The 19,683-nt window shown below is 40.0% G+C and carries 21 protein-coding genes; 14 read left to right on the forward strand and 7 right to left on the reverse strand.

Going from position 1 to position 19,683, the window contains the following annotated elements:
* Positions 1-83: 83 nt before the first annotated feature.
* Complete coding sequence (locus B3C94_RS10530) at positions 84-1,961, reverse strand: M1 family metallopeptidase (RefSeq protein WP_293903166.1); 1,878 nt, start codon at positions 1,959-1,961, stop codon at positions 84-86.
* Between the two features lie 161 nt (positions 1,962-2,122).
* On the opposite strand from B3C94_RS10530, the gene B3C94_RS10535 reads away from it, so the two are divergent.
* Positions 2,123-2,980: a hypothetical protein gene (locus B3C94_RS10535; protein ID WP_293903170.1), complete on the forward strand. Its 858-nt coding sequence runs from the start codon at positions 2,123-2,125 to the stop codon at positions 2,978-2,980.
* Between the two features lie 188 nt (positions 2,981-3,168).
* Here the strand turns inward: B3C94_RS10535 and B3C94_RS10540 are convergent, their stop codons facing one another.
* The 6 genes from B3C94_RS10540 to B3C94_RS10565 all read right to left on the reverse strand — a co-directional run bounded on the left by B3C94_RS10540 (position 3,169) and on the right by B3C94_RS10565 (position 8,365).
* Positions 3,169-4,572, reverse strand: coding sequence for an MBL fold metallo-hydrolase (locus tag B3C94_RS10540; RefSeq protein WP_293903173.1), 1,404 nt, complete (start codon positions 4,570-4,572; stop codon positions 3,169-3,171).
* An 11-nt stretch (positions 4,573-4,583) separates the two neighbouring features.
* Positions 4,584-5,399 (reverse strand): sulfite exporter TauE/SafE family protein, encoded by an 816-nt coding sequence (locus B3C94_RS10545; protein ID WP_293903176.1) that lies wholly within the window; start codon positions 5,397-5,399, stop codon positions 4,584-4,586.
* Positions 5,400-5,483: 84 nt separating this feature from the next.
* On the reverse strand, positions 5,484-5,897 hold the full coding sequence (locus tag B3C94_RS10550; protein ID WP_293903179.1) for a DUF6691 family protein: 414 nt from the start codon (positions 5,895-5,897) through the stop codon (positions 5,484-5,486).
* A complete protein-coding gene (locus B3C94_RS10555; protein WP_293903182.1) occupies positions 5,898-6,458 on the reverse strand; it encodes a YeeE/YedE family protein in 561 nt (186 codons plus the stop codon).
* Between the two features lie 76 nt (positions 6,459-6,534).
* The gene (locus B3C94_RS10560) at positions 6,535-6,975 is read right to left on the reverse strand and encodes a hypothetical protein (RefSeq protein WP_293903186.1); all 441 of its coding nucleotides are present in this window, start codon (positions 6,973-6,975) and stop codon (positions 6,535-6,537) included.
* Positions 6,965-8,365: a WG repeat-containing protein gene (locus tag B3C94_RS10565; protein WP_293903189.1), complete on the reverse strand. Its 1,401-nt coding sequence runs from the start codon at positions 8,363-8,365 to the stop codon at positions 6,965-6,967. Before B3C94_RS10565 ends, B3C94_RS10560 begins: the two co-directional genes overlap by 11 nt.
* A 404-nt stretch (positions 8,366-8,769) precedes the next feature.
* Between B3C94_RS10565 and B3C94_RS10570 the strand changes: the two genes are divergently transcribed.
* The 13 genes from B3C94_RS10570 to B3C94_RS10630 all read left to right on the forward strand — a co-directional run bounded on the left by B3C94_RS10570 (position 8,770) and on the right by B3C94_RS10630 (position 19,609).
* Positions 8,770-9,450 carry a response regulator transcription factor gene (locus tag B3C94_RS10570; protein ID WP_293903192.1) on the forward strand — a complete coding sequence of 227 codons (681 nt, stop codon included), beginning with the start codon at positions 8,770-8,772 and terminating at the stop codon, positions 9,448-9,450.
* The gene (locus tag B3C94_RS10575; RefSeq protein WP_293903195.1) at positions 9,440-10,822 is read left to right on the forward strand and encodes a sensor histidine kinase; all 1,383 of its coding nucleotides are present in this window, start codon (positions 9,440-9,442) and stop codon (positions 10,820-10,822) included. The genes B3C94_RS10570 and B3C94_RS10575 overlap by 11 nt, the downstream gene beginning before the upstream one ends.
* 155 nt (positions 10,823-10,977) lie before the next feature.
* Positions 10,978-12,168: a porin gene (locus B3C94_RS10580; RefSeq protein WP_293903198.1), complete on the forward strand. Its 1,191-nt coding sequence runs from the start codon at positions 10,978-10,980 to the stop codon at positions 12,166-12,168.
* A 37-nt stretch (positions 12,169-12,205) separates the two neighbouring features.
* Complete coding sequence (ureA, locus tag B3C94_RS10585; RefSeq protein ID WP_046674789.1) at positions 12,206-12,508, forward strand: urease subunit gamma; 303 nt, start codon at positions 12,206-12,208, stop codon at positions 12,506-12,508.
* 15 nt (positions 12,509-12,523) lie between these two features.
* Entirely contained in the window at positions 12,524-12,895 is a 372-nt protein-coding gene (gene ureB / locus B3C94_RS10590) for an urease subunit beta (protein ID WP_075990804.1), read from the forward strand.
* Between the two features lie 2 nt (positions 12,896-12,897).
* A complete protein-coding gene (gene ureC, locus B3C94_RS10595) occupies positions 12,898-14,748 on the forward strand; it encodes an urease subunit alpha (RefSeq protein ID WP_293903203.1) in 1,851 nt (616 codons plus the stop codon).
* 10 nt (positions 14,749-14,758) lie between these two features.
* Positions 14,759-15,253 (forward strand): urease accessory protein UreE, encoded by a 495-nt coding sequence (locus B3C94_RS10600; RefSeq protein ID WP_293903206.1) that lies wholly within the window; start codon positions 14,759-14,761, stop codon positions 15,251-15,253.
* A gap of 16 nt (positions 15,254-15,269) precedes the next feature.
* Complete coding sequence (locus B3C94_RS10605; protein WP_293903209.1) at positions 15,270-15,956, forward strand: urease accessory protein UreF; 687 nt, start codon at positions 15,270-15,272, stop codon at positions 15,954-15,956.
* Positions 15,957-15,980: 24 nt separating this feature from the next.
* Positions 15,981-16,601, forward strand: coding sequence for an urease accessory protein UreG (gene ureG / locus B3C94_RS10610; protein ID WP_293903212.1), 621 nt, complete (start codon positions 15,981-15,983; stop codon positions 16,599-16,601).
* A gap of 12 nt (positions 16,602-16,613) precedes the next feature.
* Positions 16,614-17,564 (forward strand): urease accessory protein UreD, encoded by a 951-nt coding sequence (locus B3C94_RS10615; RefSeq protein ID WP_293903215.1) that lies wholly within the window; start codon positions 16,614-16,616, stop codon positions 17,562-17,564.
* A complete protein-coding gene (locus B3C94_RS10620) occupies positions 17,557-18,039 on the forward strand; it encodes an urease accessory protein UreE (RefSeq protein WP_293903218.1) in 483 nt (160 codons plus the stop codon). Before B3C94_RS10615 ends, B3C94_RS10620 begins: the two co-directional genes overlap by 8 nt.
* Positions 18,040-18,081: 42 nt before the next feature.
* Positions 18,082-19,131: an A/G-specific adenine glycosylase gene (gene mutY / locus B3C94_RS10625; RefSeq protein ID WP_293903221.1), complete on the forward strand. Its 1,050-nt coding sequence runs from the start codon at positions 18,082-18,084 to the stop codon at positions 19,129-19,131.
* Between the two features lie 19 nt (positions 19,132-19,150).
* On the forward strand, positions 19,151-19,609 hold the full coding sequence (locus B3C94_RS10630) for a single-stranded DNA-binding protein (RefSeq protein ID WP_293903224.1): 459 nt from the start codon (positions 19,151-19,153) through the stop codon (positions 19,607-19,609).
* Positions 19,610-19,683 lie beyond the last annotated feature (74 nt).

Raw genomic sequence — 19,683 nt, forward strand, 5'->3', positions numbered from 1 at the left:
GCCTCGAGTCTGGAAATATACTGTCCAGACTCGAGGCTGTTTCTTATGGAGCGATCTATTTAGAGAAATAAGCGATACTTGGCTTATTTGTTAAAACTGTTATTTGCAGATTCTACATCAGCTAAACGCAATGAAGGATCAATGGTTACCTGTTTAGGCGTTTTCGATATATGGATGGTATAATCAGGTTTGGTCCAGAACCAATCCTTAAGTACAGTTCGCTTAACGCCTTTATAGATGTCAAATTGCTCTTCAGGTTTTTCTCCGCGCATTTCACGTAAAGGGATATAGAAGAGCTCCTTGCTTCCATCGGTGTACTCGACTAAAACATCCAAAGGCATGGCAAAGTTTGACTTATTGGCCAGTTGAATTTCCGTGTCAGATACTTTTTCAATCGCGTAATCAATTTGACGTGTTGTATTGATAAACAAGTTGAAATACCATTTTAGGTTCATACCTGAAACTTCTTCGGCAACGCGTTTGAAATCATTTGGGGTAGGATGTTTAAATTTCCAGTTGTCATAAAATTTCAGGAACGTTTTCTCTAAATTTTCCTGACCAATAATGTAGCCCAGCTGTTCGGCAAGTACGGCGCCTTTATTGTAGGCTTCGTTGCTGTAGCCATAGTTGGTATTGTAGTAATCTGCAAGCAGGCTCATCGGCTCTTCTTTGCCTGAAAGTGCCAATTTATAGTATGCACGGTAAGCTGCAATTTGTGGATTGGACGCAATGGCGCCTCTTTTTTCAAAGATATGCTGCATCGCTAGCTCTTCTACATAAGAAGTGAAACCTTCATCAAACCATTCGTCGACTGTTTCATTGATACCGAATAATTGTTGATACCATGAATGTGCAGATTCATGAAATATTACCCCGACAAGGCTTTTTAGATTTCGGCCACCTGTGATAAGTGTCGCGGTGCCATACTCCATTCCTCCATCGCCCCCTTGGATAATGGTATAGGTAGGCCATGGGTATTTGCCGAATTTGGCACTACAGAAGTCAAAGAACTCGGTGGAGAGTCCTATTGCTGTTTTCCAATTTGAAATAACTTCTTTATCTGTTGGCAAGAAAACTGTATAGACTTTTATACCATTTTTACTTGAAGCAGAATCTACGACAAATTTTGGGTCTGCAGCCCATACAAAATCATGAATATTTTGAGCCTTATAGTGCCAGGTTGCTTTATTGTCGACTGCTTTTACTTTCGCTTTCTGTTGATAACCTTTGACATCCGACGGATTTTGAAGAACACCAGAGGCACCGACGACATAATTTTTGTTGAGGTGTATGGTTACGTCAAAATTGCCAAAAGGAGCAATGAATTCACGACCGGTATATTCGTCTAAGTGCCACCCGAATTCATCAAATTGAGCCATTTTTGGGTACCATTGTGCCATAGAAAGTGCTACTCCTTCCGCAGAATTTCGACCAGTTCGTCTAATTTGCTCTGGAACTTGGGCGGTCCATTCCATGTTGAAACTGGCTGTTTCGCCGTCTTCGATCGCCGTTGGTAAAGTGACTTCCAAAATCGTTCCATCTACCTTGAACGAGGTGTTGGCCCCGTTCATTGTTAGGCTCTTGATTTTTTGATAACCAATTTGATTGGCCTTAAGCTCGCCGATACGGCTCTGATATATTGGTTTTTCTTTTGTACCTAAATTAGTGACCATTCGCTTGTCGGGATCACTGATGTTTTTCAAGCGGTAATCCATCATCGATCCTGGTTGAAAAGCATTGAAATATAGATGAAAGTACACTTTTTTCAACGGTTGACCTGAATTATTACTATACTTCAAGGTCATTTTTCCATCGTATTGGTATGCTTTTTCATCCACGTTGACGTCCATGTTATAGTCAACTTTCTGTTGCCAGAATCCTTTTCTTTGGGCCTTCACTGTTGCCCCCCAAATATTTAATACACAAGCAAGTGTAAAAAAGGATATAATTTTGATTTTCATGCTCCAAACTTACAAAATTGTCTCAATAAATGGCACTTAAAGAAGATGTCGGTTTTAAATGTCATCAAATCTTGACGAAAATTTCCCTGTCTAATAAGAATTGGCCTGGTTTTGGTTGGGGGATTTATCTGTTGAGTTAAAAATCAATTTTACTTTTTTTTATGGAAAATCTATATTATAAGCCCTCGGGAAAGGCTCCAGCATTGGCATTAATAGGCTCTCTTGTGCTAGGTACCATCGGTGCAGTTATCTTGGCAATTGTCTACATCGCTTTGCAATGGTTTATTCCTATTATTTATTTTAATGTATTTATCACATTGGGATTTGGTGCAGGAATATTCTATGTTCTTAATTTCTGTTTCAAACAATGGAAATTAAGAAATAAAGGGCTTGCCATTCTGATTACTTTATTGATTGCCATTTTAGGCTTCTATGCGCAGTGGGCTTTATTTGTGTCCTTGATGTATAATGCTGAAGGTACCATGGGAGGAGACACTTGGGTAAAATCTTCTTTTAATCTGGAGGGATTTAAAGCATTTTTCTTACATCCCTCATTTATTTGGGAGGCGATGCAAGGATTGAACGAGGTTGGAACATTTACTTTGAAAAAAAGTCCGGTTTCCGGCGGAATGTTATGGGCAGTTTGGGCGATTGAGATGGGGATTATTCTGATTACACCAATCATCATGGCCTTCCGCGGTATCACTATCTATCCGTTTTCTGAAAAGGATGAAGTATGGATGACTAAACGTGCATTGCCAGGGAGGTTAAAATTTGTGGATGATAAGGAAGCTGTTGCGAGCTCGTTGGGAAATCATGATTTTGCCTATGTATACGACCATCTTTCTGACGAGGAACAGCATCTTTCGTTCGCTACGGCAGAAGTTTATGAGTCGGATACCGACGATCATCAGTATTTGACTATCTATAACCATCAATTTGTCGAGAAGAAAGGTAAAATGGAAGAGAAGAAGGATGAGGCGATAGAATTTTTGCGCATCAGCAGAAATAGTTTATAGGTTCGGCTTTTGTTGGCATTTGCTTCGGAACATTTGTTCATTTTTTACTGATCCTCTACTCATTTAGTAAGAAACCGGTGGAGGATCAGTATAGAATCGATAGCGAATTTTCGAATGTGGCGCGAAGCAGGTATGAATCAGCTATGTAGCTGTATTGAAAACCGATCAGGGGAAGTAAGTACCTGTTCTTATTCGTGTTGAACGAGTACTCCGCCTTTTGCTTTCCACTCGTTAATTGAAGGACTATAGATTTTGACGTTCTTGATCCCGTTTTGTGCTAATAGGGAAGCCGCTATAGTTGCCCGATCTCCAGATTGACAATGTAAATAAAGCTGTTTGCTTGGGTCAATTTTATGGAGATTGTCTACAAGTGTTCCAACAAAGAGATGTATTGCATGGGGTAAATGTCCTTCTGCAAATTCATTTGTATTACGCACATCGAGTATTTGCGTGTTGGGTTTCTCCAATGCTGCATTCATCTCCTCAAAATCGATCAGTTGCTGATGCGCCAAGGTAATTTCAAGCTGTGCAATGGTATCAGGTGTAATATAGCCCGCTACATGATCCAATCCTATACGCATAAGCTTACGGGCAATGTCGTCCAATTGGCTTTCTTCTACAATGAGTATAAAAGGATCCGTGTAATTAAGGATCCAGCCAGCCCAGGTATTAAACGTTTTGTTGTTCTGAATATTGATGCTATTGGGGAGGTATCCTTTGGCAAAGTCAAACTTGTGGCGTGTATCAATGACCGTTGTTCCTTTGTGGTATAAATCCAGAAAAGTTTCGTTTGTTAACTTGTTGTACAGAGGAACTTCGGTTTGCAGTGGTCGTGTTATTTTGTTGAGTTTTTTCATCATGGCAAAATAGCGTGGTGGCTCCGGCTGTCCTTCCAATAGTTCTTTCACAAAAGCGGGCTCATCATTTTGATATTGGAGCGCCCAGTTGCGTATTTTTTCATAACCCACCGTTGAGCTGGGGACGGCACCCAGTGCTTTTCCACAGGCAGATCCAGCACCATGGGCTGGCCATACCTGAATATGATCAGGTAGCGTCAGGAAGTACTGTATGGACTTGAACATCTGATGGGCACCTATTTCTTTGGTTCCAACCAATCCAGCAGCATTTTCCAGCAGATCCGGACGGCCTATATCACCGACAAATACAAAATCCCCAGTGAATATCATGACAGGTTCCATGGTTGCCGGTGTATCGATCAATACAAAGCTAATACTCTCGGGTGTGTGCCCAGGTGTATGAACGACTTTGAAAATTAGATTTCCAACCTGAAACTGATCACCATCTTTTAGTCCGATATGTGGAAATTCATATTGCCAATTCTCTCCACCCTCATCGGATAGATAGGGCTGGGCGCCTGTTAATGCAATTAATTCAAGTGTGCCGGAGAGATAGTCGGCATGTATATGTGTTTCAGCGATATGTGTTATGGTTAGATTGTTCTTTTTTGCGATCTCCAGATAAGTGTCTACATCTCTTTTAGGATCAATAACAATAGCGACACCTTTGGCTTGACAACCAATGATATAACTCGAATGTGCTAAAGATGATTCGAAAATGTGTTGAAAAAACATAATGTGTGATTTTAAAGATTTACAAATTGAATGATTTCAAAGACAAAGATTAGGATGCCGATACTAATTAAAAAGTACCCAAAAATACTTTTCAATTTTGTTGCATCTAATTTGTCTTTCCATTTGGAACCAATTTGGAGGCCTATTAAAGTGATTAACGTAAAGGTAATCAATATAAACCAATTCATATGCTCCAGGAATTGATAATTCGCGATCAAACCGAATGAAGCGTTTAAACCGATGATAAACAACGATGTGGCAATAGCCTGTTTAAGTGGGATTCCCAATAATAATACTAAGGCTGGTACAATGATAAAACCTCCTCCTGCACCCACCAAGCCTGTCATGATACCGACGAGCAATCCGACGAGGACAACGTTGAAAATCTGGCCAATTCCACCCCTGAATCGATCGTGCTGAACCTGTTTACGTCTTCGGACCATTGCTGTCGCAGAAATCAGAATAACGATCGAGAAAAGTAGCATGATGATATGGTTTCTGGAGATTGCTATTTCGCCCAGATGGAATGACTCTGGTATGGCAACAAGGAGATAACGCTTGGTCAAATAGACCGAAATTAGCGATGGAAAGAGAAAAATAGCCGTAGTTTTCAGGTCAATTTCTCTTTTTTTCAACGGAGAAATTGATCCGACCAAGGCTAATATTCCGATAGAAAACAGCGAATAGTCCAATGCATATTGAGGTTCTATATGAAAAATATAAACAAATATGGGCAATGTTAGAATACTTCCGCCGCTACCCATCAAACCCATTGATAGCCCGACCAGGACAGCTAATATAAAACCAGCTATAAATATTAATTCCATTTTTTGTTCTTAAAATTTTGAATATTGGTGCAGACGTTAGATTCCGATCTCTGGGACAGTTTATGATAAAATAGGTTGTGACAGTTAATGTGGTAACTTATTTCGTAATATGCCATAAAGCCAAGTGCCCAATAAGGCAAATAAGAGGACAATTCCCAGTGTCCAGTAACCGGCACCAATTAAGGCAAATAGAGGTCCGGGGCATGCACCTGTTAATGCCCATCCTAAACCAAATATTGTTCCCCCGACCAAGTATCTTGTAATACTTTTGTCTTTGTCGTGGAATACTATTTGTTCTCCATTGTTATCTTTGAGTCGTTGCCTTTTGATTATTTGTACGATAATAATGGCGGTTGTTAGAGCTGTTCCAATAATCCCATACATATGAAAGGATCTAAATTGGAACATTTCGTAGATTCTGTACCATGATGCAGCTTCCGATTTGTATAAGATGATTCCAAACAATATACCGATGGAAATAAATTTTAGTGCTTTCATTTATGCGAAAATTAGCGGGAATAAAAAATGAACCATGATGATCCCACCTAGGAAGAAGCCTATAACGGCGATCAAGGAAGGAAGCTGAAAATTGCTAAGCCCAGAAATAGCATGACCTGATGAACATCCACCCGCGTAACGCGTTCCAAATCCAATTAATACACCACCGATGCTTAGAATTAGAATCTGAAATAGGGAGCCATTAAAAATGAAAATAGATTCAGGGAGGTAGCCCTGTATATGGTCGATGATGCCAAGCTCTTTGAGGTCTGCGATACTTTTTTCATTGATGTGGGTAGGCGTACCATCGCTCAGAAAATAGTGGGCAATAAAACCACCGATCACTGTTCCAAGAACCACCAATAAATTCCATGCTTGGGTTTTCCAGTCGAAGCGGAAAAATGAAGATGATTTACCGGCACCTAATATCGTACACATGGTACGTAGATTATTGGACATGCCAAAATCCTTTCCCTGTTTCAGTAGGAGGTACATGACCAGTGCAATTAAGGGACCCGAGATATACCAGGGCCATGGCTGTTTGATGTATTCTAATAGCATAACAATGTTCTTAAGTTATGTTACAAAGGTACATACTGTGTCTGCAAAAGCCTGTAACAAATGTTACCGAGGGCATTTACATATCGTAATATTCAATGCTGGCTGCTTTTAGTGCCTCTGTTAGCAGGGGAAGATCATCTTCTTTTTGAAATAATTTGTTGCGCCAGGTACGAAAGGCTGGCCCTTTGTTTTGGTTGATAATGATCAGGTTGCCGCCGGAACGTTTAAGATTCCTGATATGAGAAATATTATTCAAAGGGAAAACGATTGTTTTTTTAGCATTGCTTATCTGCAGTGTATTTTCGTCCAAGACCCAAGTCGACGACAATGTCGAACATTTTATGGCGACATACAAAGCTAAAGGGACCATTAAAAGAGCGATGATAATCTTGAGGATTTCTTGGATAGGAACTTTAGACATGCCCATTCCGATGAATAAGATCGAAGTCAACAAGATTAACATATATTTTCCACGATGTAATGTTGATAAGTGGAATGTCTGTGGATTACTCTTCATATTTCTTGATATACTTCCCTTTTGCGTCAATATAATAAAAATTCTCGAAGTCCTCAGTCACAAGCGCTAGTCCGTTTTCAAAGGCTTGCGCATTTTGCAATTTAAAAGGTACGACAATATTTCCGTTGTAATCTATGTATCCATATTTATCGTCTTTGAATGCTAACAAGAGTTTCTCTCCGGCAAAGGACAGGAATTCATACTCGGATTTGAGTAGGTTAATACCTGTTTTATTGATGAGCTGATAAGACTGATTGACAATAATTAATGCCAGATTATCTTTAAAATCTGCTATGGTTTCGTATTTTGCTGGAAGCAAAACAGTGCCTTTTTTATCCATGACACCACTATGTTCTCCTTCCGTGAAAAGTAAATATTCCGAGCTAGGAACTGAAATAAAGTCATATTTGGCCTGCAGTAATATTTTGCCATTTGTATCCAAGAGACCATACTTTAGATCCTTCATGTAAACCACGGGGCCACCTTCAGTTTCTAGGCTTAGCGATTCATATTGACATGGAATAACTTCTTTACCATGCAGGTTTATTAGGCCAAACATTTGCGCAGCATCGTTTACGATGGCGTAATCTCCTATGAAACTATAGATTGCAGTATATTTAGCAGGTGTTAATTTGTTTCCCACACTGTCTTGTACGCCGAAATATTCCGTACTGGGATCCTGATACCATGATAAGTAGTCGTTCAATGTGGAGTCGGCAACAGTTGCTTCAGCTTCCCCTTCTTCATAGCCCTCAGGAATTTCGAAGAGTGACTGGTCAAAATTAATTTCCTCGACTTTGTTGGCTTCAATGCCCAGTCCTGCGGATCCGACATATAATGCCGCACCAGGCACTTTTTCAAGATAATCGTAGGTTCCCCAGTAGAGCTTTGGTAATTGCGCTGCATACCAGACGGTAATTTCCGTTTCCTTGTCTTTGCTTCCAGCGATGTTGAATAGTGCTTTTTGGCAAGCAATACCAGCGATGGTTTTTTTCTCATTGGGAACCAAACTGATCTCAAAATCGCTGGAATAGGCATAATTATCACCTTCATTCGAAGTCTCAATAAGCTGACCCGATGCTAAATCTGTAGGAGAATAAGTTTTGTTTGTTTCATCTAATAGATAGGATGTACCCTTAGAAATATTACTTATTTGTACCGATTTTCCGAAAAGCAGATTCTCAATTCTCATCTGATCTTTCGAAATAAAGGCATGCATTAATGCATCGCCATTTCCAGCTAATATTTTAATAAACTCAGAAGCCGAAGTATCGGTACCAGTTTCAGGATCTGCAAATTGGTAAGAAATTTTATAAAGCTTCTGCTGGGTGAATCCTTTTTCTATAAAAAGGGAGAATATCAGTGTTAAACAAATAAGAAATTGCTTCATTTTGCGATTTTAAGCTACAAAAATATCGAATTTCAGTGGTTTTTTGAAATAATATTTCGTTATTTGAGACGATATTCCAAAAATGATTTTCGCCTCGCTTGTGCTTATGCCTTTGTTCGCTCCTGCTATCCCTCTTATTCGCCCTTGTTCCGAGTAATCTCCTAGCTAAACCCTAGTGTCGACCTATCGAACTAGGGTTTAGCTAGGGAACCCATCGGTATTTGGTAGGTTACTCCCAAAAGCAGGGCATAAGCAGTCCGGTCCAAGGACAGAACAGAGTCTTACTATCATATCACCGTCAAGAAAAAATGAAATAATTTTGGAATGTGGCTTTTAAGAGGAAAGTGAATTATTAATTTTGTATTTTACATACCTCGAATTTTTTACTGCTTAAAAAGATATCTGTGGAACTGTTGCTTATAGAGGATGAACCATCCGTCATATCATTGATCGAAAGAGGCTTAAAAGAAGACGGCTATCACATCAGTATTGCCATGGATGGGTATACTGGTTTGAAAATGGCTGGACTGAATCATTATGACCTCATCCTATTGGATGTGATGCTGCCCGGTATGAACGGTTTAGATGTCTGTAAAAATATTCGAATGTCGAATAATGAAGTCCCTATTATTATCCTGACAGCTTTAAATCAAACAGAAGATATCGTTGAAGCCTTTGCCAGGGATGCAGATGATTACTTGACGAAACCATTCCGCCTGGAGGAGTTAAAGGCTCGAATCAGTCGCTATAGCCGTAAATCAAAAACAATTACTGAGCAGAAAAACATATTGGTGTTTGATGATCTTCAGTTGGATCGAGACAGTAAATCGGTTCAACGTGCCAATTCTCCTGTTATTCTTACCGCTACCGAATTTCGTTTACTTGAATTTTTAATGCTCAATCGAAATAAGGTATTGAGCCGGATCGATATTTTAGAGGAGGTATGGGGGATGGATGTGGATTTAAGTACCAATGTTGTTGATGTGTATGTAAATTATCTGCGGAAAAAGATCGATAAACAGTTTTCACGCAAACTTATCCATACTGTGATTGGTATGGGGTATGTAATCCGTCATGAAAATTAGGACCAAAATAGTTCTCCTCTTTTCTATCATCAGTACGCTGCTGCTTGTCGTTTTTGCCATTTATGTATCTTATTTCACGTACGACAGTCTGCAGACCAAATTTTTTCACCGGTTAGAAGAGAATGCGGTCATTGTTGGAGACCATATCGTCCATCAGAAGGATGAAAACAGAGAACTTTATATTCAGGTAAAACGTAAGTACCTGAAACAATTATCTGAAGGAACTGATCATCTCATTCGTGTTAGAAAGGGAAGTGACAGTGTTCAATTTAGGCCCGAGTTACCAATGCCAAAGACATTCTATACCGATGTAATCCATCATGGGAAGGGGAGGTATATGGATGGGAAGACTGCTTTTGTAGCTGTATTCTTTCACGATCATCTTCATCACGAAAATTTAATTGTGATATCGGAGGGAATCGATGATTATGGCCATGAAGAACAGCGCCAATTAGATCGCACATTGATTACAGGCGGTATTTTAGCCATTTTTTTAATCGTACTGATGTCTTTTTACTTTGCTGACCGATTATTGAAACCCATCAAGGATATTAACAATGATTTAGATAAAGTTGATATCGCACATTTGGACCATCGTTTATTCAGTAAATTCAGTAATGGTAAAGATGAATTGGGTGTTTTGATTGCGAATTTAAATTCAATGCTTAACCGATTGGATATTTCGGTCCAATCTCAACAGAGCTTTATCGGAAATGCCTCTCATTCTCTGAAAACTCCACTGACAATTATTGGAGGGGAGGCCGAATTGGCGCAGCAGCTTTTGTCAAAGGAACATGAAGCCTACTATTCATTGCAGACTATCGCGAAATACGCGGATAAAATGGAGCTTATTATCAATAATCTCTTGCAACTATCCCGGATGGGTTTTAAGGGCGAAGTGGACAATAAAGTAATTATTCGAGTTGATGAGCTGCTTTATGAAATCTATAAAGCTGAAAAGAGTATTCACAAGGAGTTTAAACTTTCTTTTGATCTCACAGAAATTCCGGAAGATAGTGACGAACTTACCGTTTTAGCCAATCCAGATCTGTTTTTTATTGCTTTTAGCAATATTATTTCAAATGCATTTAAGTACGGTAATGGACAGCAGGTTGTTGTCGCAATCAGTAGCGATAGTAAAAATATGACGATAAAAGTATTCGATCAAGGGATAGGTATTCCTCAAAAAGACCAGCCCCATATTTTCACGTCCTTTTACCGCGCTTCTAATGTCGGTGATATCTATGGAAATGGCTTGGGCCTTGTTTTAGCCAAGAATATTTTTGACCTCCATGGTGCCGAATTAGTGTTGCGTTCTACCGAAGGGCAGGGTACTTTAGTCGTGGTTACAATCCCAAAAACACCTTTCTAATTTCATTTTAATCTCATCCTTATTCCATTTTTAGGTGGCTGTGATATACTTGTGCCAGAGATAGGTATATCGCAGGGATTTTTCCAGATTTTCAAATTGAATGATAATTTGAAAATCTGAAACGCTTCCCGACCATATTGGAACAAAACATAAGGATGAAAAAAACACTTTCACTTTTTACAACACTGGGGCTTGGCATAGCTTCCTTACATGCTCAGGAGCAAGCTCAAACTGATTCTATTCCGGCGAAGAGAAGCAGTCTGCTGCTGAATGAACCTGCAAGAGCAAAAACATTTCAACTGGATGTCCTATTAAGAGCAGGATTGCAAACAGACAATGGAGATGGTTCATCACAGGCAAAAGCAAATCTTGATGACGCTCGTATTTTAATGAGTGGAGATTACAATGATCGACTTTCTTATAAAGTGCGTTTTCGTTTGAATAGGTCATTTGCACCAACGAGTCAGGATAATGGCTCGCGTGCATTGGATATGGCGTTGATCAAGTACAAGTTTGGCAAGGATCTCAAATGGTCCGTTACGGCCGGTAAGCAAAGTGCGATGGTCGGAAGTTATGAGTTCGAAAATAACCCAATTTACGAATATAAGTTTACCGACTATGTCGACCGTATATTGAATCTCTTTGTAGTCGGAGGAATGTTATCCTATGAAGTCAACCCGAATCATTCGTTGCATGCCCAAGTTTACAACACGACCAATGATAGTTTTATGGAGCTTCATACAAAAAATGGTTTTGCTGTAGGTGATTTGGAACGCTCTAGTGTACCAATGGGAGCCTATTTCACTTGGGTAGGTGCATTTATGGACAAGCGTTTTAATACCAAATGGTCCTATAATATCTCACAGTTTGCAAAGGGGCATACGAATCATTCAGTCTCCTTGGCGAATAAGTTCAAAACCTCTAAGCAGATGTTGTATCTGGACTTACAGTACTCTTATCTCGGTGTTGATCACGCGATGATTGCATCTTCTGCGATCAATGAGTTTTATGGTAGAACTGGTGATCATCGCGTGTTGGCAAAAGACGTTAACTATAGCTCTGCGATATTGCGCTATGATCAATTTTTGAGTAAAAAATGGGAGCTGGCACTGAAAGGTGGTTATGAGATCGCGGGATCGCGGGATGATAAGCAACTCGGTAAGAATTTCCGCCAAAATTGGACCTATTTTGCGGCGCTGCAACATAAGCCGTTTCATAACCAGGATCTTCGGTTTTATCTAGGTTACGTCGGTAACACCGTAAACTATAAGGGCTATATGGATATGGCCAAGAGTCAGTACAACCGCCTAGCCTTTGGGGCATATTTTACCATTCCAGTTTTATAATAATTCCTTTAACAAATTAACAAATAATTATTTTTTTATGCGTTTAACACCGAGAGAAACAGAAAAGCTGCTGTTGCATTTGGCCGGCGAATTGGCAGCTAAGCGATTGAAACGCGGGGTAAAATTAAATTATCCAGAGTGTATCGCTTACATCAGTGCCCAGATTATGGAGGAGGCTAGGGATGGAAGGTCTGTGGCAGACTTAATGTCTTATGGTACTACTTTATTGAAAAGGAGCCAAGTCATGGAAGGTGTTCCCGAAATGATCCATGATGTTCAGATCGAAGTTACTTTTCCGGACGGTACTAAATTGGTGACTGTCCATGATCCTATTCGTTAATAAATATTGAATGATATGATTCCAGGAGAATACATTTTAAAAAAAGAGGAAATCAAAGCTAATGTTGGGCATAGAACCACAAGCATTGTTGTGAAAAATGAAGGTGATCGACCGATTCAGGTAGGTTCGCATTATCATTTTTTTGAAGCGAACAAGTTGCTTTCCTTCGACAGAGAGAAAGCGTTTGGGATGCGCTTGAATATTCCAGCCAGTACCGCTGTTCGTTTTGAACCAGGGGAACAAAAATCAGTTGTTCTGGTTGAGTTTGGCGGAAGTAAGGAAATCCACGGTTTTAATGGATTGACAAATGGGAAGTATACAGATCAATCGGTGAAAACCAAAGCCATTGATAAAATGAAAAAATTAAAATTCAGACAATCTAAGTAACTATGGGAGGATGGAATAGACGCGAATGGATTAAAGTCGTAGGGCTCACCACTTTGGGCTCTACCGTTGGTCTACATGCGCTTGGTTTAGATAAGCTAGGTTTAGATAAATCATCAGTAAAATATGTTGATGGGGAACTTTATATCCCAAGAGACAAATATGCTGCTCTTTTTGGGCCGACCACTGGAGATAAGGTTCGTCTGGCAGATACAGAGCTTTTCATTGAGATTGAAAAAGATTTCAATGTCTATGGTGAGGAGAATAAATTCGGCGGTGGAAAAACCATTCGTGATGGTATGGGACAGTCTGCGCGTGCCTTGCGAGATGAGGACGTGCTGGATTTCTGTATCACCAATGTTATTATCATCGATCACTGGGGGATTGTAAAGGGTGATATCGGTATTAAGGATGGTAAAATTGTAGGTATTGGTAAAGCGGGAAATCCCGATGTTCAGGATGGCGTAACTAAAGGTATGGTAATTGGTGCTTCTACAGAGGTGCATGGTGGTGCTGGATATATCTTGACTGCCGGGGGTATCGATACGCATATTCACTTTATCTCACCACAGCAAATCGAAACTGCTCTATACTCTGGTGTAACTACTTTTATTGGCGGTGGTGCAGGACCTGCTGATGGAACACTTGCGACAACTGTGACTTCTGGGAAGTGGTACATCGAACGTATGTTTGAAGCTTTTGAAAACTTACCTATCAATGTTGGCTTTTTCGGAAAAGGAAACGTTTCTACCACGAAGCCAATCGAGGAGCAGATTGAGGCCGGGGCGCTTGGCGTAAAAATTCATGAAGACTGGGGGGCGACTCCGGCCACGATTGATGCGGCATTGAAAGTTGCTGATAAATATGATGTACAGGTCGCCATCCACACCGATACGCTTAATGAAGCCGGTTTCCTGGAGGATACTGTTGCTGCAATAGATGGCCGTGTTATCCATACCTTCCATACAGAGGGGGCCGGTGGAGGGCATGCGCCGGATATCATTAAGATCGCCATGTATCCCAATATCCTCCCTGCATCTACCAACCCTACAAAACCTTTTACGGTAAATACTGCTGAAGAACACTTGGACATGTTGATGGTTTGTCATCATTTGGATAAAAATGTGAAAGAAGATGTGGCATTTGCGGATTCGCGTATCCGTCCACAAACAATTGCTGCTGAAGATATCTTACAAGATATGGGAGTATTTTCGATTATGAGTTCGGATAGTCAAGCTATGGGACGTGTAGGTGAGGTGATCTCCCGGACATTCCAAACTGCGCATAAGATGAAAATCCAGCGCGGCCCTTTGGCTGAGGATCAAGGAAAAGGAAATGACAATTTCCGTGTCAAACGTTATGTATCCAAATTCACCATAAATCCAGCGAAAGCACATGGTATTGATCAATATATCGGTTCAATTGAAAAGGGAAAGTATGCGGATTTGATTCTTTGGAAGCCGGAACTGTTTGGTGTAAAACCCGAACTGGTCATCAAAGGAGGTATGATTTTAGGAGCTAAAATGGGAGATGCCAACGCATCAATTCCTACGCCACAGCCAATTATCTATAGACCGATGTTTGGAAATTATGGTAAAGCCGTTTCAAAACTGTGTTTCAACTTTGTTTCGAAAGTGTCTTTAGAGAATGGAAATATCCAAAAATTAAACTTATCGCGGAAGTGTCTGCCGGTAGTGGGATGCCGTACCGTGATGAAAAAGGATATGGTACACAATCATGCAACACCAAATATCGTGGTTAATCCGGAAACATATGAGGTAACTGTAGATGGCGTATTGGCTACTTGTGAACCATTGAAAGAACTTCCAATGGCACAACGTTACTTCTTATTCTAATGAGGTATCTATGTTATTAGCAAGTGACGTTAAGGGTAATATTTGGACGGATGGTTTGGAACAGGATTCTGTAGAGCTGGATTTTTTAGAGCTCGAATGGTTCGATACCGAAAAACGTGTGATCCGTGGGTTCACTGTTCTGGGTCGAGAAATAGGATTCAAAAATCTAGGAGAGGAGTCCTTGTTTGATGGTGATATTCTGTTTGAAACAGAAGAGCTGCGTATTGTTGTCCGGATATTACCCTGTCCTTGCCTTGTTGTGCGACCTAAGAATGTGCTGGATATGGCTCGGATATGTCTTGAAATTGGCAATAAACACATTCCTGTTTTCATTAACGCAGCTCACGAAATCATTGCTGCATATGAAAATCCACTATGGGAAACACTGGAGAGGGCAGGTTTCTCTCCGACTAAGGAGCTCCGGGTAATCGAAAGAACCCATACATTACGGATCCATCAGTATGCGGTGGCCCAAAATAAAATTACACTGGCAAAAGGGATGTAAATTAATAAAACTAAATATGAATCCATTGTTGACATTGATGCAAATCAATGATTCTGTATTTCCGATTGGAGGTTTTACCCATTCCTATGGATTGGAAACTTATATTAATAAGGAGATTATACATGATGCTAAAACAGCAAAAGAATATGCACAAACCTTATTGGAACATAGTTTCTATTATAACGACGCCGCTTTTTTCCATAAGGCTTGGCAATTGTGTGAATCAAGGGCGACAAAAAAGAAGATAGCGGAACTTGATGCTTTGATTACGGCATTTAAAGCTCCCTATGAGATTAGAGATGCTAGCAAGAAATTAGGCATAAGGTTCTTAAAATTGACGGAAAAGTTAAAACCCGTCAAGCGTTGCTCGACCTATCTCAAGGCAATCAATACACAGGAGCTTCATGGTCATTATGCGATGGCATTTGCCATGTTTGCTCATGCACAGCAAATTAGTTACACAGATGCACTGAGTGCTTTTTATTATAATTCATTGAATGGCATTATGACAAATTGTGCAAAACTAGTCCCTATTAGTCAAATGGATGCACAGCAAATTCTGTTTAAGCTGCAGCCTTTAATTAATAAACTGGTGTCTTTACAACCTGAATTGGATGATGACCTGATCGGAAATTGTTGTATTGCGCAAGATATTCGATGCATGCAACATGAGAAATTATATACAAGAATTTACATCTCTTAAAAATTAGAAAAGGAGAAATAAAAGATGTCGAAGAGAAATTATGTGAAAATTGGTGTTGCAGGTCCTGTTGGATCTGGCAAAACTGCGCTCATTGAACGTTTGACACGTTCAATGTCGGCAAATTATAGTATTTGTGTAGTTACGAATGATATTTATACTCGGGAAGATGCGATGTATTTACAGCAGAACTCGGCTTTACCTGCGGAGCGGATTATTGGAGTTGAAACTGGCGGCTGCCCCCATACAGCTATTCGTGAAGATGCCTCGATGAATATTGAAGCAGTCGAAGAACTGGCTCATCGTTTTGAAGATGTAGAGCTAATTTTTGTTGAAAGCGGCGGTGATAATCTGACAGCAACTTTCAGCCCTGATCTAGCAGATTTGACCATCTTCGTTCTTGATGTCGCTGAGGGTGAAAAAATGCCACGTAAAGGAGGGCCTGGCATTACACGTTCAGATCTGTTGCTGATCAATAAGATTGATCTTGCGCCCTATGTGCATGCTGATCTGGAAGTGATGCGTCAGGATACAATTCGCATGCGTGGTGAACGGCCATTTATTTTTACAAATCTAATGACACTTGAAGGCCTGGAAGACGTGAAAACATGGATCAAAAAATATGCTCTGTTGGAGCCGGTAGGTTAAAAATTAGCGTATATGGATAGTAAAATCGTATTAAATGTCGCCCGGGAAGAAGGTAGAAGCAGATTGAAAGAAAGTTATCATAATGCTCCCTATAAATTGACGCATTATGGGGCGGCCGGGTTGACAGATCATTTGGAAATGATCATTATGAGCGCATCTCCAGGGATCATGGATACCGATTACCTACATATCGATGTTCACGTGAAAGAGGATGCACAGCTGAAGCTTTTTACCCAGTCTTTCAATAAGCTGCATCCCATGAAAACTGGAGCGGGGCAGCATACGGATGTGCATGTTGATGCAGGAGGCGTGTTTCATTACATTCCACACCCTGTAACGCCATTTAAAGATTCCATTTTCAAAGCCAGTAATCACATTCATTTGGCAGAGGATGCGGTTTTGATGTGGGGAGATATTATCAGTGTGGGGAGAATTCACATGAAAGAAGCTTTTGAGTTTGACAGGCTGCATACACAAACGAAGATTTTTAGAAATGGTAAGCTGTCATTTATTGATAATCAGCTAATGAGCCCTAAAAGTCAACCGATCCAAAAAATGTTATTTTTTGAAGGTTATACCCATCAGGCGACATTTTTATTTTCTGCACTTTTTGCGCAAGAACTCAAACAGGAGCTTGATGAGATCTTAACAGTCGAATATAACGATATCTCTTATGGATTTACACAGGCATCGACAGATGTGGTTATTCTGCGTGCATTGGGGACAGATGGCGAGCTATTATACGACTTCTTACATATGCTAGGACAGTTGTGCTGGGATTTTACGCAGCATAAGCTTTCTGAAAAGAAAGAAAATAGCATGGTAAGGTCAATAGAGAAGGAGAAGGAGAAGGAGAAGGAGAAGGAGAAGGAGAAGGAGCTTGTTGAGGATAAGAAGTCTGTTCGAAAAAGTAGTAGAAAAGTTGTTGAAACAGGGGCGATAGAAGGGGTTAAGTATGCATAAGAATGGAATATTCAATGAGATCGTAATTGATGTCATCCCTGATTTTGATGATGTTAAATTGGGCCGCGACTCCGATATTCTGGATATTTCCTATTATGAAGTCAATAAGCGGGTCATTCAGCGAAAAACAAGAAGAGGAAATATTGTCCGGATACAACGAGATGAAGGCAATGCATTGCGTTCTGGTCAATGTATTTATCATCAGGGAGACCTTTTTATCCAGGTGAATATTTTACCCTGCCTTTGTGTACTGCTCGATAGCCAAAACCTATCGGTTGTAGGAGAATTTTGTTTTGATGTGGGGAATAGACATTTACCTGTTTATTTAAAAGCAGATGGACGATTTGCAGTTTCTTATGACGGGCGACTCTATCAGGCACTGAAAGAAAAGTATACCGGTTCAATCGCATTGGAAAATACTATTTTAGAACCAGATGAGCAGATCACGTACATCCGTAGGCCAATCCTTGAATGATCGAATGCTTGGATTAGGTAAAAATTATGCATTTTTGCCTTTATGATATTTAGTGAGGAACTGCAAGCATGGTATCAGCAACATAAGCGAGATCTTCCATGGAGAGAAACAAAAGATCCCTATAAAATATGGCTTTCTGAAATTATTCTGCAACAGACTCGCGTTGAGCAGGGCTTACCCTACTATTTACGTTTTGTGGAGCGATTTAAGACTGTTGTTGATTTTGCGAATGCAGCGGAAGATGATATTCTTCATCTTTGGCAGGGCCTGGGGTATTATTCTCGGGGTAGAAATATGCACAAAGCTGCTAAAATTGTTCGTGACCAATATAATGGGGTTTTTCCCATAGATTACAAGACTTTAATAACTCTTCCTGGTATAGGGGAATATACAGCTGCTGCGATATCTTCTTTTTCTAATAATGAAGCTCAGGCGGTTTTAGATGGAAATGTATTTCGTGTGCTTTCTCGATATTATGGTATTGAAACCCCAATAAATTCTACTGAAGGCAAGAAAATCTTTACAGCTATAGCTAAAGAAAATCTTGATCAAGTACATCCTGCATTATATAATCAGGCGATTATGGATTTTGGGGCTATCCACTGCAAGCCCAAGCAACCCTTGTGTGAGGTCTGTATGTTTCGTCCATTCTGTTATGCTGCGCTGAACAGAGAAGTGGATAAATTGCCTGTTAAACTTAAAGGGAAGGCAAGTAGAGACCGATATTTCAATTACTTTATTTTCAAAAAGGATGATAAGGTGTTGATGTCCAAACGTGGAGAAGGAGATGTGTGGCAGAATTTATATGAGTTTCCATTATTGGAATCAAAGCATTCGATGACAATTCCGGAGTTTCTTGAAGATGAGGATTTTATTCGATACTTTGGGGCCAATGTTAATTTACGGGTATTACAGACTCAGACAAAACATGTTTTGAGCCATCAGAATATCTACGCGACCTTTTTTGAAGTGCGGTTAGAAGGGGATCTAATTCAAAAAAAATCCAATTGGGATTATGTATTTTTAAAAGATTTAGATAAATTAGCTAAACACAAGTTGATCTTTACCTTTTTGGAAAGATCAAATTTTTAACCATTTATGCTTTTAAATTATGTCAGGAGTTAACAAAGTCATTTTAGTGGGCCATCTTGGGAAAGATCCCGAAATTCGCTATTTAGAAGGTAATGTCTCTGTTGCCAGTTTTCCATTAGCTACATCAGAAACGTATAACAAGGACGGGAAAAGAGTAGAACAAACCGAATGGCACAATATTGTGATGTGGCGAGGTTTGGCAGACGTGGCGGTAAAGTATCTAACAAAGGGGAAGTTAGTTTACATCGAAGGCCGATTACGGACGCGTACTTATGAGGATAAGGAAGGTATTAGACGTTACGCTACAGAGGTTGTTGCTGAAACCTTTACGCTTTTGGGCAGAAAGTCGGACTTTGAGCCAAATGGCGGTGTTAGCGCAGCCAATACTGGAAATACACAAGCACAGAAAGTCGAAGACAAAGAAGTGGAAGTTGATTTTACGGAGAATGATCAAGAGGATAATCCGTTGCCATTTTAAGTTGAAGAATTTGTGATTATGTAAAAACTTTACTTTTCAAAATAAAGACATTAATAAATTTAGGAGCAGGCCCA

The organism is Sphingobacterium sp. UBA5670, from assembly GCF_002420705.1.
GTDB lineage: Bacteria > Bacteroidota > Bacteroidia > Sphingobacteriales > Sphingobacteriaceae > Sphingobacterium.

What these genes read in the sequence shown, in the direction of transcription:
- B3C94_RS10530 (WP_293903166.1), bottom strand. Translation starts at nt 1,961, where the DNA reads ATGAAAATCAAAATTATATCCTTTTTTACACTTGCTTGTGTATTAAAT.
- B3C94_RS10535 (WP_293903170.1), top strand. Translation starts at nt 2,123, where the DNA reads ATGGAAAATCTATATTATAAGCCCTCGGGAAAGGCTCCAGCATTGGCA.
- B3C94_RS10540 (WP_293903173.1), bottom strand. Translation starts at nt 4,572, where the DNA reads ATGTTTTTTCAACACATTTTCGAATCATCTTTAGCACATTCGAGTTAT.
- B3C94_RS10545 (WP_293903176.1), bottom strand. Translation starts at nt 5,399, where the DNA reads ATGGAATTAATATTTATAGCTGGTTTTATATTAGCTGTCCTGGTCGGG.
- B3C94_RS10550 (WP_293903179.1), bottom strand. Translation starts at nt 5,897, where the DNA reads ATGAAAGCACTAAAATTTATTTCCATCGGTATATTGTTTGGAATCATC.
- B3C94_RS10555 (WP_293903182.1), bottom strand. Translation starts at nt 6,458, where the DNA reads ATGCTATTAGAATACATCAAACAGCCATGGCCCTGGTATATCTCGGGT.
- B3C94_RS10560 (WP_293903186.1), bottom strand. Translation starts at nt 6,975, where the DNA reads ATGAAGAGTAATCCACAGACATTCCACTTATCAACATTACATCGTGGA.
- B3C94_RS10565 (WP_293903189.1), bottom strand. Translation starts at nt 8,365, where the DNA reads ATGAAGCAATTTCTTATTTGTTTAACACTGATATTCTCCCTTTTTATA.
- B3C94_RS10575 (WP_293903195.1), top strand. Translation starts at nt 9,440, where the DNA reads ATGAAAATTAGGACCAAAATAGTTCTCCTCTTTTCTATCATCAGTACG.
- B3C94_RS10580 (WP_293903198.1), top strand. Translation starts at nt 10,978, where the DNA reads ATGAAAAAAACACTTTCACTTTTTACAACACTGGGGCTTGGCATAGCT.
- ureA (WP_046674789.1), top strand. Translation starts at nt 12,206, where the DNA reads ATGCGTTTAACACCGAGAGAAACAGAAAAGCTGCTGTTGCATTTGGCC.
- ureB (WP_075990804.1), top strand. Translation starts at nt 12,524, where the DNA reads ATGATTCCAGGAGAATACATTTTAAAAAAAGAGGAAATCAAAGCTAAT.
- ureC (WP_293903203.1), top strand. Translation starts at nt 12,898, where the DNA reads ATGGGAGGATGGAATAGACGCGAATGGATTAAAGTCGTAGGGCTCACC.
- B3C94_RS10600 (WP_293903206.1), top strand. Translation starts at nt 14,759, where the DNA reads ATGTTATTAGCAAGTGACGTTAAGGGTAATATTTGGACGGATGGTTTG.
- B3C94_RS10605 (WP_293903209.1), top strand. Translation starts at nt 15,270, where the DNA reads ATGAATCCATTGTTGACATTGATGCAAATCAATGATTCTGTATTTCCG.
- ureG (WP_293903212.1), top strand. Translation starts at nt 15,981, where the DNA reads ATGTCGAAGAGAAATTATGTGAAAATTGGTGTTGCAGGTCCTGTTGGA.
- B3C94_RS10615 (WP_293903215.1), top strand. Translation starts at nt 16,614, where the DNA reads ATGGATAGTAAAATCGTATTAAATGTCGCCCGGGAAGAAGGTAGAAGC.
- B3C94_RS10620 (WP_293903218.1), top strand. Translation starts at nt 17,557, where the DNA reads ATGCATAAGAATGGAATATTCAATGAGATCGTAATTGATGTCATCCCT.
- mutY (WP_293903221.1), top strand. Translation starts at nt 18,082, where the DNA reads ATGATATTTAGTGAGGAACTGCAAGCATGGTATCAGCAACATAAGCGA.
- B3C94_RS10630 (WP_293903224.1), top strand. Translation starts at nt 19,151, where the DNA reads ATGTCAGGAGTTAACAAAGTCATTTTAGTGGGCCATCTTGGGAAAGAT.